Here is a 12,504-nt window from a genome sequence, read left to right as displayed (position 1 = left end):
GGGGCCGCGGGAGCGCCCGGGATGCGCGCCGCCGCGCGCGGGGGGCGCGGCGGCGGCGTGGGGCGAGTGGTCGACGAGCCCGACGCGCTCGGCGACCGGCTCGTGGTGCTGCTCGACCCGCGCGACGTGTGCCGGGTGGTGGCGCGGCGCAGCGTGGTCGTCGGCATCGCGGCGACCCCACCCCCGGGGGGCAGCTCGGCGCCGAACGTCTGGTGGCAGCGCAGCCGCTCGCGCGCGGCGTGCTCGTCGGGATCGGTGGGGCGCCGACCCGTCGCGGCGACGACCGCACGCGCGTAGCCGGGACCGACGCTGCCGTCGGCGCGCACGCACAGCGCGGACAGGAACGGCTCGTCGCGCGCGGCGCACTCGGCGGTCACGCGGGCGAGCACGTCGTCGACCCACTGGAAGACCGACTTGGTGGTCCGCACCCCCGTCGACTTCTGCACCGCGTCACCGAGGATCGGGTAGGTGACCACCGCGTGGTAGTCGGCGGCGGTCTCGAGCAGCACCTCCCGCGCGGCCAGCGACCACATGCTGACGGCATCCTCGAAGGTCACCGCCTGCTGGTCGCGCTCGTCGTACGTCCGGAACTGCCCAGCGCTCTGCACCCCCCGAGTCTGCCTCACGTTCCGGGGCCGCCGCTCCCGGTGCCGTCAGATCTGCTTGACCACCCGCGCGGGATTGCCCACCGCGACGACGTTCGCCGGGAGGTCCTTGGTGACGACAGCCCCCGCACCCACCACGGTGTTGTCGCCGATGGTCACGCCGGGGCAGACGATGACGCCGCCGCCGAGCCAGACGTTGTTGCCGATGGTGATCGGCTTGGCGGCCTCGAGCTTCGCCCGCCGGGGCTCGGGCTCGACCGGGTGGACAGGCGTCAGCAGCTGCACGTTCGGACCGATCTGGCAGTCCTCGCCGATGTGGATCGGGGCGACGTCGAGCAGCACGAGGCCGAAGTTGGCGAAGGTCCGCGCGCCCACGTAGGTGTGCACGCCGTAGTCCACGTAGAGCGGCGGACGGATCCAGACGTCGTCGCCCACCGAGCCGAGCAGCTCGTGCAGCGCGGCGACAGCGCCCGCGGCGTCGTCGCCCCGGGCCAGCTCCGCGAACCGCTCCGCGCGGGCCTGCGCAGCACGGGTCAGCGCCGCGATCTCGTCGTCCGCCTCGTACCAGTCGCCGGCCACCATGCGTTCGTACTGGGATCGCTCGTCGCTCATGAAGGTCGAGCCTAGGTCAGCCGAACCGGCGCATGAGCGGCCAGAGCACGGCCCACTCCTGCCGGGGCCCCGACGCCACGACGAGGAGCGCCCCCTGCTCCTCGTTGTCCACCCCGGTGTCGATCCGGTCGACGAGCGTCGTCGACGCGAACCACCGGCGCAGCTCGGCCGGCGCGATGCCCACCGCGACGACGGTCGTGGCGTCCGCGGGCGGCGGCCCCCAGGACCAGAACGCGTTGTGCCCGCTGTAGACCTCGACCTCGGGGCGGTAGCGCGCGAGCGCGCCCGCCTCGCCGTAGTTGGCAGTCAGCACGACGGTGCCCGGCGGCTGCTCGGCGACGACCGCCGCGACCGTGTCCGCGAGCGCCGGCCACCCCACGGTCTCGACGGAGTCGGAGTTGAGGTCGGGCACGGGGGTGTCCGCGGGCATCGTCGGCGGCAGCACGGGCAGCGTGATCACGGCAGTCACGAGCAGCGAGACGCCGAGCGCGACGGCGAGGCCGAGGACGCGGCCGGAGCCTCGTCGGACGAACGCGACCACGGGCACCGCGCCCGCCGCCAGCAGAGTCGGGTACAGGCCGGCGAGGTAGTAGGCCTTGCCGCCGGTGAGCAGGAAGCCGACGAACAGCACGACGTACGCGACGACGACGAACCGCGCCCGCCGCACGTCCGGGTCGCGCCACAGGCGCCACAGGCCCGGTCCCCACACCAGCACCAGGACCGGCGAGACCTGCACCAGCTGGAGCAGGACGAACTCGGCGGGCGACGAGCTGGTCGCCGAGCCGCCGACCGCGATCGCGCGGCTGAGCTCGAGCTGGGGCCAGTCGTGCGTCGCCTGCCAGAGCAGGTTCGGCGCCCACAACGCCAGCGCGATCGCCGCGGCCGCGAGCACGCGCCACGACCGGAGCACCTCACGCGGCCCGACGACCACGAGCCCGACGAGGCACGCGGCGAGCAGGGCCACGACGAGCGTCTTGACCTCGAGCCCGATGCCCGCGACGAGCCCGACCAGCAGCCACTCCCTCGTCGGCGCGCGTCCCACCCCGACGCACCGCAGCAGCAGCCACAGCAGCACGGACCACACCAGCAGGTCGACGATCGTCGTCGTCATGAGGTGCCCGGGCGCGAGCGTCGTCCCGGAGATCGCGACGCACACCGCGGCCAGCACCTGCGCGTCCCGGTCGCCGCCCAGCTCGCGGGCGATCAGGCCGCCGACGACGACGAGCACGCCCGCCGCCACGGCGGCGACGGCCCGTAGCGCGACGATCGACCCGCCCGACACGGCATCGACCGCGTGCGCGAGCAGCGGCACGAGCGGCGGCTGGTCGACGTACCCGAACGCCGGGTGGCCGCCCGCGACCAGGAAGTACAGCTCGTCGCGGTGGTAGCCGTACCGGGCGCTGAACAGCAGCAGCAGGACGCTGGTCGCGGCACCGACCAGCGAGAGGGGCCTCCGGGCGATCGGCGGCATGCCAGGCAGCATGGCGCGGGGGTCTGACACGCCGCAACGCCTCGAATGGTGGCGGAGGGCGCGGGATTCGAACCCGCGAGGACGGGTTCACCGCCCCTCTGGTTTTCAAGACCAGCGCCTTCGGCCACTCAGCCAGCCCTCCGTGCCGCCGAAGCGGCGGGCTGAGTCTGCCACATGGGCCTCGGCGCGGGCCGTTCCGCTCAGGCGGGCGACGGCTCGGCTGCGGGCCTCGTCGTCGCCGGCCGTGGCGCGTCGGGGGTCGCCGCGAGCGACCACCGGATGAGTCGGGTGACGATGCGCCCGGCCCGCCTTGCTCGGGCGTCGCGCCGGGGCGCCGCCTCCCCGGGGCGCACCATCGCGCGCGCCCACGGCTGCAGACTCACGAGCGCGCTCGCCGTGAGCCCGCGGTACGGAAGTCGCAACGTCCACGGCACGGGCGGCTGGTGCAGCAGGAAGTCGATGGTGTCGCGCGCCTGCGGGCTGGCGCGCAGCTCGGCGCGGTAGGCCTCGATCTGCTCGGCCAGCTCGGCCGTCGTCGTCGGCGCCCCCACCACGCCCAACCGCTCCGCGACGGTCGCCATCTGCGCGACGTACTCGTCGTACCCCGCCTCGTCGAGCGGCCTGGCTCCGACCATCCGGTGTGCCGCGACGAAGCTGTCGACCTCGGCCACGTGCACCCAGCGCAGCAGGTCCGGGTCGCTGGCTCGGTACTTCACGCCTTCGGGCGAGGTCCCGCGCACGCGCTCGTGGATCGCACGGACCCGGTCGACCGCCGCCTGCGCGTCGTCGGCGGTCCCGAACGCCGTCACCGCGAGGAACGTGCTGGTCCGGGCGAGCCGGCCCCACGGGTCGCTCTTGTACCCGGAGTGACCCGCGACCCCCGCCATCGCGGCGGGGTGCAGCGCCTGCAGCAGCAGGGCACGCAGCCCGCCGACGAACATCGATGCGTCCCCGTGCACGATCCGCACGGGCGACCCGGGCTCGAACCACCGCGGCCCGGGCGTCTCATGGATCCGCGCCCTGGCGGCAGGACCATCCGGCCCGGCGACGCGGGCGAACAGGGAGTCACCGGCACGCCGGCGCAGTGCGGAGAGGACCACTCCCCCATCGTCTCCCGCCCGGCCCGCTCCCGCACGGCCCCGCACCTGTGAGTCGCCCGAGCGCGCGGAGCACTGTGTTCAGCATTGATGCCGCTATGCGCGAGGAACGCTGAACGCAGTGGCCGTCAGCGGACCCAGGGGGCCGGGTCGCGTTCCCACCAGCGGGCGACGCGGCCCGGGGAGACGACCGTCAGTCCGTAGAGCGCGGCGACGCGGGCCAGGTGCACGTCGTACGTCGCGACGGCCGCGACGTCCGGGTCGGCGAGGGCGGTGCCGACGTGCAGCGCGACGAAGGGCGGCAGGACGCCGGCGACGTCGGTGGCCTTGCGCACCGCCTGGTCGGAGAAGCGCGCGACGGGGATCTCGAACGCCAGGTCGGCTGCGATCCCCGGCGCATCGCCGCCTCGCATCCGCGCGATGCCGCGCAGCTCGCTGATACCCAGCGGGGACGTGACCAGCGACGCGAGGTTCGAGGAGGCCCACGACTTCCACTCGGCGCCGTGGGGTGCGCCGGGCAGGTACCGCGAGAGCGCGGACCCGTCCGCGTACACGAGCGCGGTCGGGTCGGTGGACACGCGCATATGATCCCGCATCGCCGCGGCCTGGTGGCGCGCATACGGTGGACCGATGCTGCTCGCAGAGGATCTCGCCCTGCTGCTCACGGACGACGAGTCGGGCCGCCCCACGACGAGCGGCCAGCGCGTCGACCTGGCGCTGGCCGGCGGCGTCCTCCTCGAGCTGCTGACGACCGGGCGCGTGGCCATCGCGGGGCCGAAGCACCCGGCCGGCAAGGACCGCGTCGTCGTGCTCGACGCGAGCGCCACCGGCGACCCGATCCTCGACGAGGCCCTCCGCCGCGTCGCGGAGAAGCCTCGCAAGGCCAGGGACGTGCTGCCCAAGCTCACCAAGGACCTGCGACCCGCGCTGCTGGACCGCCTCACCAAGCAAGGACTGCTGCGCCCCGAGGAGTCCAAGATCCTCGGGCTCTTCCCCACCCGGGCGTACCTGCCGGCCGACGCGGGGTACGAGCGGTCGATCCGTGCCGCGGTCCACGACGTGATCGTCGTCGGCCGCACCCCGACCGAGCGGGAGGTCGCGGTGATCTCCGTGCTGCAGGGCGTGGACCAGGTCCCGCGCGTGCTCGGCGACGTGGGCGTGCCCAAACGTGAGCTGCGACGACGAGCCAAGGCGCTCGCGCAGGGCGAGGCGATCGGCGACGCCGTCCGGCAGGCGATCCAGGCGATGGACGCGGCGATGACGGCGGTGATCGTCGCGACGACGGCGGCGACCGCCGGAGGCTCCGGCTAGGGACGCGGCCCGACGATGGCGTCCGCGTTGTCCGCGACCCACTCCATGAGCGGGAGCAGGCGGTCCACGAGCTCGCGGCCGGTCGGGGTCAGGGAGTAGTCGACCCGCGGCGGGATCGACGCGGTGACCTCGCGGTGCACGATCCCGTCCCCCTCAAGGGTGCGCAGCGTCTGCGCGAGCATCTTCTCGCTGATCCCCTCGACGACCCTGCGCAGCTCGCCCCACCGCATCGTCTGCTCGGAGAGCGCGAGCAGCAGCAGGACTCCCCAGCGGCTCATCACGTGGTCGAGCGCCACCCGGGTCGGGCAGCCGGCGGCCAGCTTGCCGTCGGTCATCATCCGGTCCAGCAGGCTGACCTCGTTGCTTACCGTCACGTGCGTACCTGACCTCGAAGTGGGTACCCGAGCTGGGGAACGTACCGACTGTAGTCCCGGTTGAGCCCGACGTACCCGCATGCATCATCGAGAGGATCGTCATGACCATCGCCGTCACCGGAGCCACCGGCCAGCTGGGCCGACTCATCGTCGAGGACCTGATCGCGGGCGGCGTCGCGCCGGACCAGGTCGTCGCGACCGGCCGGAGCACCGAGCGCCTCGTCGATCTGGCCGCGCAGGGCGTGCGCACGGTCGCCGCCTCCTACGAGGACGTCACGTCGCTGACCGCCGCCTTCGAGGGCGTCGACACCCTCGTGCTGGTGTCCGGCTCCGAGGTGGGCCAGCGGGTCGCACAGCACGCCAACGCGATCGAGGCCGCCAAGGCCGCCGGCGTGGGCCGCGTCGTCTACACGAGCGCCCCGCACGCCGACACGACCGCGCTCGTCCTCGCGCCCGAGCACAAGGCCACCGAGGAGCTCCTGCGCGCGTCGGGCCTCGCGTGGACCATCGTCCGCAACAACTGGTACACCGAGAACTACGTCCAGACCGTCGCCCAGGCGCGCGAGACCGGCGTGATCCTCACGAGCACGGGCGAGGGCCGCGTCGCGAGCGCGAGCCGCGCCGACTACGCCGCGGGTGCGGCCGCGGTCGCGGTGGGCGACGGGCACGAGGGGCGCGTCTACGAGCTCACGGGCGACGTGGCCTGGACGTTCGACGAGTTCGCGGCCGCGGTGTCGCAGGCGCTGGGGACGCCGGTCGTCCACCAGGCCGTCAGCCCGGCCGAGCACGCGGAGGTCCTGAGCGGCGCCGGCCTCGACGCGGGCACGGTCGGGTTCGTCGTCGCGCTCGACGAGGGCATCGCGCGCGGCGACCTCGCCGACGCGACCACCGACCTGCGCACGCTCATCGGTCGCCCGACGACGCCGATCGCGGAGACGCTCCGCACGCTCTGATGCATGCCTCACGCAGGCGACGGCCCTCGAAAGTCCTCACGTTCCCAGGACCTGGACGGCGATCGTGACCGTCTTCGATGTTCCCGCAACCGGGTGAACGAGTGGCAGAGGCCCGATGACGTAAGGCTCCCGGACCGGGTACATGGCCTCGCCGGGGATCCGGACCGCACGCACCGCGTGCAGCTGGTACGGAGCTGTCCGCATGTTCCCGATGTACGGGCCCGTCGGTGCGCCGCTCGTGCTCCCGTCGCTCTTGGTGGCCCATACCAGGGCCTGGATGGGCGCGCCATTCGCGTTGACGAGATTCACGACGAGCCGTCCCGACGGGCCGCCGTCCTTCACGAGCGCGCTCGTCGTGCGGTCGAAGTCGATGACTCGCGTCGCCCCGACATACCCACTGTCGTCGCCGTCCTCGCCACCGAGATCCTGAGGTACGGTCACCCGTACGCCTGTCTCGGGGATCACCCACAGGGGGGAGTAGGAGTACGTGCCCCTGTGGTATGTGGTGTCGGCTACGGACAGGTCGGCGCCCTTCTGCAGATTGATGCGGAGGAACGACCGAGGAGAGGTCAGCGAGATTTTGACCAGCGGGCGGGTCATGGACTTGGCCTTCGTGACCCTCTTCTCACCCGTGCCAACGGCAATGTCCTGGGCGAAGAACTTCTTCGACTTTGCGGAGCGCAGATAGACGCGGTAGGTGCCCGGTTCCAGGTAGTTGAAGGTGACCTTGCCGGTCGACCTGGTCTGGAACGTGCGCTGGTACGTGCCGCCCTTGGTCAGGGTGGCCTCGGTGAGCTCGCCGGAGTGCCGGACGGTGAGCGAGGCGAGGCGGGGATCGGTCGCGACGGCGAAGTTCCGCACGACCTTCTGCCCGGCCGACGACACGGTGAAAGTCGTCGACGTGCCGGCCTTCGGTGTCGAGGTCACCACCATCGCCTTCCAGGTGCCCGGCTTCAGCCCGGTGATGGCGTAATGGCCCGACGCGTCCGAGGTTCCCCGGAGCTTGGTGCCGTCCGCGTGCACCAGGTCGATCGTGCGGACCGACGGCGCGCCGGCGACCGTCACGGTGCCGCTCATCGTCGCCAGGGTCGTCGCGTGTAGGTGCACGGCCGTGGCCTTGCCCGGAGTGACCCGGAATGACGCGAGCTCGGTCGACTGCGCGTGCGACGTCGCATCGACCTTGAACTGCCCGGGGACCAGGTACGCCTGCGGCAGGGCGAACGTGCACGTCGAACCCGTCGGGACGCAGTCATCGATCTTCCATTCGTTGTCCCCGTCCCACCAGGGGTCGTCTGGGAGGTTCCACACGCTGCCGTCCACGTGCCGCATGTGGAGTGACAGCGGCCCGGTCGCGTTCGCCACGTCGACCGTCACGGTCGGGACCGCCGAGACGACGTGCGTGCCCGTGTCGATGTTCGTCGAGCGGGGGCGGTATCCCAGCGGCTCGTCGAGATCGGTCCATGACGTCTTGCCGAGCGAGCCGACGTACATCGCCAGGTACGTCTCGTCGCCGTGGACGCGGAGCGTGAAGCGGTCCTTCGACAGCTGCTTGAGGGTGACGCTGCCGTCGGAAGCCGTGCGCTGCTCGTCCTGGTAGACATATTCGGCACCCTGCGTCACGACGCTGACCTCGAGGCCCGCGACCGGCGCGCCCGATGCGTCGACGAAACGTGCGCTGATTGTCGGGGTGTGGGACACGGCCGCCTGCGCCGACACCGTCAACCCCGCGACGACGAGCGCCGACGCACTGACGACCGCCAGCGCTCGAGCCCAGCTCGTCCTGAACGTCGTGCTCATGGGTTGCCACCTTCCATCCGGACGCGGTCGCGCGCCTCGGTCAGCATGCCACCCGCCCCGAAGGCTCATGGGCAGGCCTGCGTGAAGGACGTGTGAAGGGAGAGCCGCATCCGCGCCGGACCGCGGGCGACGACGGCCGGCTCCCCCGCGAAGGGGGTGCCGGCCGTCGGTCGTCGAGCGGGGCGTCAGCGGTTGCGCAGACGCTCCATCGCGAGCTGCACGAGCGAGATGAGCGCCTGCTTGGTGGCCGCACGCGAGCGCGCGTCCGTGTACAGCACCGGCACGTGCGGCGGGATCGCGAGGGCCTCGCGCACGTCCTCGAGCTGGTGCTTGGCGACACCGTCGAAGCAGTTGACACCCACGACGAACGGGATGCCACGGCTCTCGAAGTAGTCCACGGCCGGGAAGCACTGGTCGAGCCGGTCGGTGTCGACCAGGACGACGGCGCCGATGGCACCGCGGACCAGGTCGTCCCACATGAACAGGAACCGGTCCTGGCCAGGGGTGCCGAACAGGTAGAGCCAGAGCGACCCCGGCAGCGCGATGCGACCGAAGTCCATCGCGACCGTGGTGGTCGTCTTGCGGTCGGACACGCCGCCGGCGTCGTCGACGCCGACAGAGTGCTCGGTCATCGCGGCCTCGGTGTTGAGGGGCTCGATGTCCGAGATGGAGCCGATGAAGGTCGTCTTGCCGACGGCGAAACCGCCGGCGACGACGATCTTGACGACGGTGGGGGCGACAGACGAGGCGGTTCCGGCCGGAGCGGCCACCGCGGCGTCAGAGGGCGGAAATGCCATTGAGAACACTCTCCAGCACGCTCAGGGACAGGGCGGGGGACTCACCGGTGTTGACCTCGACCGGCTGTGAGGCGTGCACGCGCACGTACTGCTGCTCGGAGAGATCGGACACGAGGATCCGGATCACGCCGAGAGGCAGGTGAAGGAGGGCCGAGAGCTCGGCAACCGAGATGAAGGTGCTCGTCGCATGCTGCACGATCGCGCGCTTCTCGGGCGTGAGCCCCTGACTGATCACGGCGTCCGGCATCGCCTCGACCAACGCCTCGAGAGGCAGGTCGGAGCGCGCCGAGCGCACGCGGCCACCGGTCACGGCGTAGGGCCGGACCGTTCTGGCCTCGTACTCGATGTGCTCACTCATCGCGGTGCTCCGTCTCAGGCGACCGGCGCTCGGACCGCACCGTCGACGGGGAGCTGGCCACGCATCTCAGAGATGAGCTGCGGGGTCAACGTCGCCTCGGTGCGAGAGACGAGCATCGCCATCTCGTAGCCGATGAGCCCGACGTCGCAGGTCGACTCGGCGACCACGGCAAGGACGGAGCCGTTCGAGACGCTCATGAGGAAGAGGAACAAGTTGTCCATCTCGATGATCGCCTGACGCACCTCCCCTGCACGCAGCTGCCGCGCCGCTCCGCGGGTCAGGCTCGACATGCCGGACACAATGGCTGCGAGCTGGTCGCCGCTGGTGCGGTCGAGCTGCTCGGACATCGCCATGAGCAGACCGTCCGCCGACACCACGAGTGTGTGGCGAGTGCCGGGCACGGTCCGGACGAAGTTGTCCAGGAGCCAGCCGAAGTTGGCTGCCTCGGTGCTGAGCGCGGTCACACTTCCTCCTTGCTGGTGCAGTCGAAGACTGCGGGGTCAGACGTCTCCGTGGTGGAGGCGACGGTCGGGTGGTTGTTCACGATGTGGTGCTGTTCTGATCCGCCGAGTCACCCGCGGCGCGACGGCCGCGAGAGGTACCCGACTGGAAGTTCGAGAGGCGCGAGCGCAGCTCGTCGGCGTCGCGCTGCACGGGTGCAGCCGACTCCTCGGGACCGGGCGCGGCAGCCGGCATGGCCGTCGGCACGCGCTTGGTGAGGCGCTCGGCCTGACCGCCGACCGCCGCGGGGCGGTAGGCCGACAGCTGGCTGAGCTCCGACAGCGCCTGCTCCTGGATGTCGGAGCGGAGCGCGAGCATCGCCGCGACGTCGTCGTCCAGCGTCCCGACCCGCGGTGCCACCGACGGCGGCAGCGAGGGGTGCGGGACCGACGACAGCGGGGCTGCGCCACCGGCGGCGGGACGAGCCCACTCCGGTGCGGACCAGGAGGCGTGGGGGGCGACGGGCTCGGGCGCCACCGGGGTGGGCTCGGGCGCCGACGGCGCGTTCCACGAGGAGGCCCACGACGGGCCGGCGGGCTGCTCGGTGACGGGCGCGACCGGCGCGACCTGTGCCGGCTGGGCCCAAGCCGACGAGCGGACGGGCTCGACGGGAGCGGCGGGCTGCTGCTGGAGCGGGGCGGGCGCCTCGACGGCGGCCTCCTCGCTCTTGCGCTTGCCGAACAGGCCGAAGCGCTTGCGGCCCTTCTCGGCCGGAGCGGCCTGGACCACGTCGGCAAAGCCCTCGGGCGCCTGGCTGGTGCCGACGGCCGTGGGGGCCCACGCCGGCTGCGCGTACGCGGCCTGCTCGGGGGCGACCTCGGCGACGGGCTGGGCGACCTCGGGGGCGGACCACTCGGCGACGGGCTCGGCGACGGGCTCGATGACGGGCTCGGCAACCGGCTCGGCGTCCGCACCGCGGCGCGACAGGGGCTCGACGGCACCCGCGGCCTCGACCGGCGTGAACAGCTGCGTGTCCTCGTCCGCGACCAGCTCGGGCGTCGACCACGCGTGGTCACCCCAGGCCGGCGTGGTGGGCGCCCACTCGGGCTCCTCCGCGGCGGGCTCGAGGGCAACCTCGGCGACGGGCTCGGGCTCGACGACGGGCTCGGGCGCGACCTCGGGCTCGGGCTCGGCCTCGGCCTCGAGCTGCGGGACGACCGCGGCCTGCTCCTCCCACGACGGGACGGCGTCCCAGGTGGGGGTGGGCCAGGCCGGCGCCGCCTCGGGCTCGGTGTGCGGCTCGGGGATCGCGGGGATCGCGCCGGTGTGCCAGGCGCGGGCCTCGTCGAGCGTGCGCTCGAAGTCGGACGACGACGGCGCGGCAGCAGCAGCGGCGGCCGCAGCTGCGGACCAGCCGGCGTAGCCGCTGTAGGACGTGAACGCGCGGGCCGGCTCGGCGACGGGCTGGGCGACCTCGGAGGCCGTCCACTCGGCTGCAGGCTCCTCGACGACGGGAGCAGTCCACTCGGCGGCGGGCTCCTCCACGGCCGGAGCGGTCCACTCGGCAGCAGGCTCCTCCACGACGGGAGCAGTCCACTCAGCAGCGGGCTCCTCCACGACGGGAGCAGTCCACTCGGCAGCAGGCTCCTCCACGACCGGAGCAGTCCACTCGGCAGCCGGCTCGGCCCACTCGGTGGCCGGCGCCTCGGCGGCGGGCTCCTCGACGACGGGAGCAGTCCACTCGGCGGCGGGCTCCTCCACGGCCGGGGCGGTCCACTGCGCGGCGGGCTCGGCAACCTCGGAGACAGCCCACTCGGGGGCAGTCCACTCGGCGGCGGGCTCCTCCACGACGGGCGCGGTCCACTTCGCGGCAGGCTCCTCCACGACGGGCGCGGTCCACTCGGCGGCAGGCTCGGCAACCTCAGGAGCAGTCCACTCGGCAGCCGGCTCGTCGACAACCGGCGCCGTCCACTCGGCGGCAGGCTCCTCCACGACCGGAGCAGTCCACTCGGCGGCGGGCTCCTCCACGACCGGAGCAGTCCACTCAGCAGCGGGCTCCTCGACAACGGGAGCGGTCCACTCGGCTACCGGCTCGGCGACGGGAGCGGCCCACGCAGCGGCCGGCTCCTCGTCGGAGACCAGGCCGGGGACCTCGTCGACCGACGCGTCGGCCTGGACGGGAGCCCAGGGCTCCTCGTCCTCGTCGACCAGCGACGGCACCACGATCGGGACCTCGGGCGCGGCGTGCGCACCGCCGAGAGCCATCCAGGGCGCGCGCACCGGGTCGGCAGCGGGAGCCGCGGCGGACTCGGACGCGACGTTCTCGTCGGCCGCGAGCTCGGCAGCCGTGCGGCCACGGAACCCGGAGAACAGGCCGGCGCGGGCGGCTGGGGAGGCCGGCGTCGTCGCGGCAGGCGTCTCGGCGTCCGGCTGCTGCCAGGCGGAGGTGCCCGCACGGGTGCGGCTGGGCAGGCCACCGGCGCCCGGGTTGACGGTCTCGGGCGACCAGTCGGAGCCGGCGGTCGAGATGTCGGCCGTCAGGTTGCCGCTGGGGGCGGCGGGCAGGACCAGGTTGTCCTCGTCGAACGTCTTGCGTGGACGGGAGGGCAGGCCCGCCGCCGGTGCGGCGACCGGGATCGCGGCGGACTCGGCGGACGGCTCGTCGCCGTCGCCACGGCGGCGACGCGG

General features: G+C 73.0%; 12 protein-coding genes, 1 tRNA gene and 1 pseudogene. 2 read left to right on the top strand and 12 right to left on the bottom strand.

The window, feature by feature from the left end:
• The 6 genes from D1825_RS03320 to D1825_RS03295 form a co-directional block, all read right to left on the bottom strand.
• A partial coding sequence (locus D1825_RS03320) for a hypothetical protein (RefSeq protein WP_118766051.1) occupies positions 1–608 on the bottom strand: 608 nt, incomplete at its 3' end.
• Positions 609–653: 45 nt separating this feature from the next.
• The gene (locus tag D1825_RS03315) at positions 654–1,217 is read right to left on the bottom strand and encodes a sugar O-acetyltransferase (protein WP_118766050.1); all 564 of its coding nucleotides are present in this window, start codon (positions 1,215–1,217) and stop codon (positions 654–656) included.
• A 16-nt stretch (positions 1,218–1,233) separates the two neighbouring features.
• Positions 1,234–2,688, bottom strand: coding sequence for a glycosyltransferase family 39 protein (locus D1825_RS03310; protein WP_199721482.1), 1,455 nt, complete (start codon positions 2,686–2,688; stop codon positions 1,234–1,236).
• Between the two features lie 49 nt (positions 2,689–2,737).
• Positions 2,738–2,830 (bottom strand) — tRNA-Ser (locus D1825_RS03305).
• A 58-nt stretch (positions 2,831–2,888) separates the two neighbouring features.
• Positions 2,889–3,788 (bottom strand): oxygenase MpaB family protein, encoded by a 900-nt coding sequence (locus D1825_RS03300; RefSeq protein WP_118766048.1) that lies wholly within the window; start codon positions 3,786–3,788, stop codon positions 2,889–2,891.
• A 125-nt stretch (positions 3,789–3,913) separates the two neighbouring features.
• Positions 3,914–4,363, bottom strand: coding sequence for a hypothetical protein (locus tag D1825_RS03295; RefSeq protein ID WP_233549597.1), 450 nt, complete (start codon positions 4,361–4,363; stop codon positions 3,914–3,916).
• A 52-nt stretch (positions 4,364–4,415) separates the two neighbouring features.
• Here D1825_RS03295 and D1825_RS03290 point away from each other — a divergent pair, with 52 nt between their 5' ends.
• The gene (locus D1825_RS03290) at positions 4,416–5,096 is read left to right on the top strand and encodes a GOLPH3/VPS74 family protein (RefSeq protein ID WP_118766046.1); all 681 of its coding nucleotides are present in this window, start codon (positions 4,416–4,418) and stop codon (positions 5,094–5,096) included.
• Here D1825_RS03290 and D1825_RS03285 read toward each other — a convergent pair.
• A complete protein-coding gene (locus D1825_RS03285) occupies positions 5,093–5,434 on the bottom strand; it encodes a winged helix-turn-helix transcriptional regulator (protein ID WP_118766052.1) in 342 nt (113 codons plus the stop codon). The two genes, D1825_RS03290 and D1825_RS03285, sit on opposite strands and share 4 nt — an antisense overlap.
• A gap of 137 nt (positions 5,435–5,571) precedes the next feature.
• On the opposite strand from D1825_RS03285, the gene D1825_RS03280 reads away from it, so the two are divergent.
• Positions 5,572–6,423 carry an SDR family oxidoreductase gene (locus D1825_RS03280; RefSeq protein WP_118766045.1) on the top strand — a complete coding sequence of 284 codons (852 nt, stop codon included), beginning with the start codon at positions 5,572–5,574 and terminating at the stop codon, positions 6,421–6,423.
• A gap of 36 nt (positions 6,424–6,459) precedes the next feature.
• Here the strand turns inward: D1825_RS03280 and D1825_RS03275 are convergent, their stop codons facing one another.
• The 5 genes and pseudogenes from D1825_RS03275 to D1825_RS18150 all read right to left on the bottom strand — a co-directional run.
• Complete coding sequence (locus tag D1825_RS03275; protein WP_118766044.1) at positions 6,460–8,220, bottom strand: collagen binding domain-containing protein; 1,761 nt, start codon at positions 8,218–8,220, stop codon at positions 6,460–6,462.
• A 185-nt stretch (positions 8,221–8,405) separates the two neighbouring features.
• Positions 8,406–9,017, bottom strand: coding sequence for a GTP-binding protein (locus tag D1825_RS03270; protein WP_118766043.1), 612 nt, complete (start codon positions 9,015–9,017; stop codon positions 8,406–8,408).
• Positions 8,998–9,375: a DUF742 domain-containing protein gene (locus D1825_RS03265; RefSeq protein ID WP_118766042.1), complete on the bottom strand. Its 378-nt coding sequence runs from the start codon at positions 9,373–9,375 to the stop codon at positions 8,998–9,000. Before D1825_RS03265 ends, D1825_RS03270 begins: the two co-directional genes overlap by 20 nt.
• 14 nt (positions 9,376–9,389) lie before the next feature.
• On the bottom strand, positions 9,390–9,839 hold the full coding sequence (locus D1825_RS03260; protein WP_118766041.1) for a roadblock/LC7 domain-containing protein: 450 nt from the start codon (positions 9,837–9,839) through the stop codon (positions 9,390–9,392).
• A 76-nt stretch (positions 9,840–9,915) separates the two neighbouring features.
• Positions 9,916–12,504 (bottom strand): annotated as a pseudogene (locus tag D1825_RS18150) (hypothetical protein); the annotation flags it as partial.

Source organism: Cellulomonas rhizosphaerae, from assembly GCF_003470205.1.
Classification (GTDB): domain Bacteria; phylum Actinomycetota; class Actinomycetes; order Actinomycetales; family Cellulomonadaceae; genus Cellulomonas; species Cellulomonas rhizosphaerae.
This window is presented reverse-complemented; position numbering and strand designations above follow the sequence as displayed.

Coding starts and splice junctions, on each gene's coding strand:
- D1825_RS03315 (WP_118766050.1), bottom strand. CDS start 1,217: ATGAGCGACGAGCGATCCCAGTACGAACGCATGGTGGCCGGCGACTGG.
- D1825_RS03310 (WP_199721482.1), bottom strand. CDS start 2,688: ATGCCGCCGATCGCCCGGAGGCCCCTCTCGCTGGTCGGTGCCGCGACC.
- D1825_RS03290 (WP_118766046.1), top strand. CDS start 4,416: ATGCTGCTCGCAGAGGATCTCGCCCTGCTGCTCACGGACGACGAGTCG.
- D1825_RS03285 (WP_118766052.1), bottom strand. CDS start 5,434: ATGATGACCGACGGCAAGCTGGCCGCCGGCTGCCCGACCCGGGTGGCG.
- D1825_RS03280 (WP_118766045.1), top strand. CDS start 5,572: ATGACCATCGCCGTCACCGGAGCCACCGGCCAGCTGGGCCGACTCATC.
- D1825_RS03275 (WP_118766044.1), bottom strand. CDS start 8,220: ATGAGCACGACGTTCAGGACGAGCTGGGCTCGAGCGCTGGCGGTCGTC.
- D1825_RS03270 (WP_118766043.1), bottom strand. CDS start 9,017: ATGGCATTTCCGCCCTCTGACGCCGCGGTGGCCGCTCCGGCCGGAACC.
- D1825_RS03265 (WP_118766042.1), bottom strand. CDS start 9,375: ATGAGTGAGCACATCGAGTACGAGGCCAGAACGGTCCGGCCCTACGCC.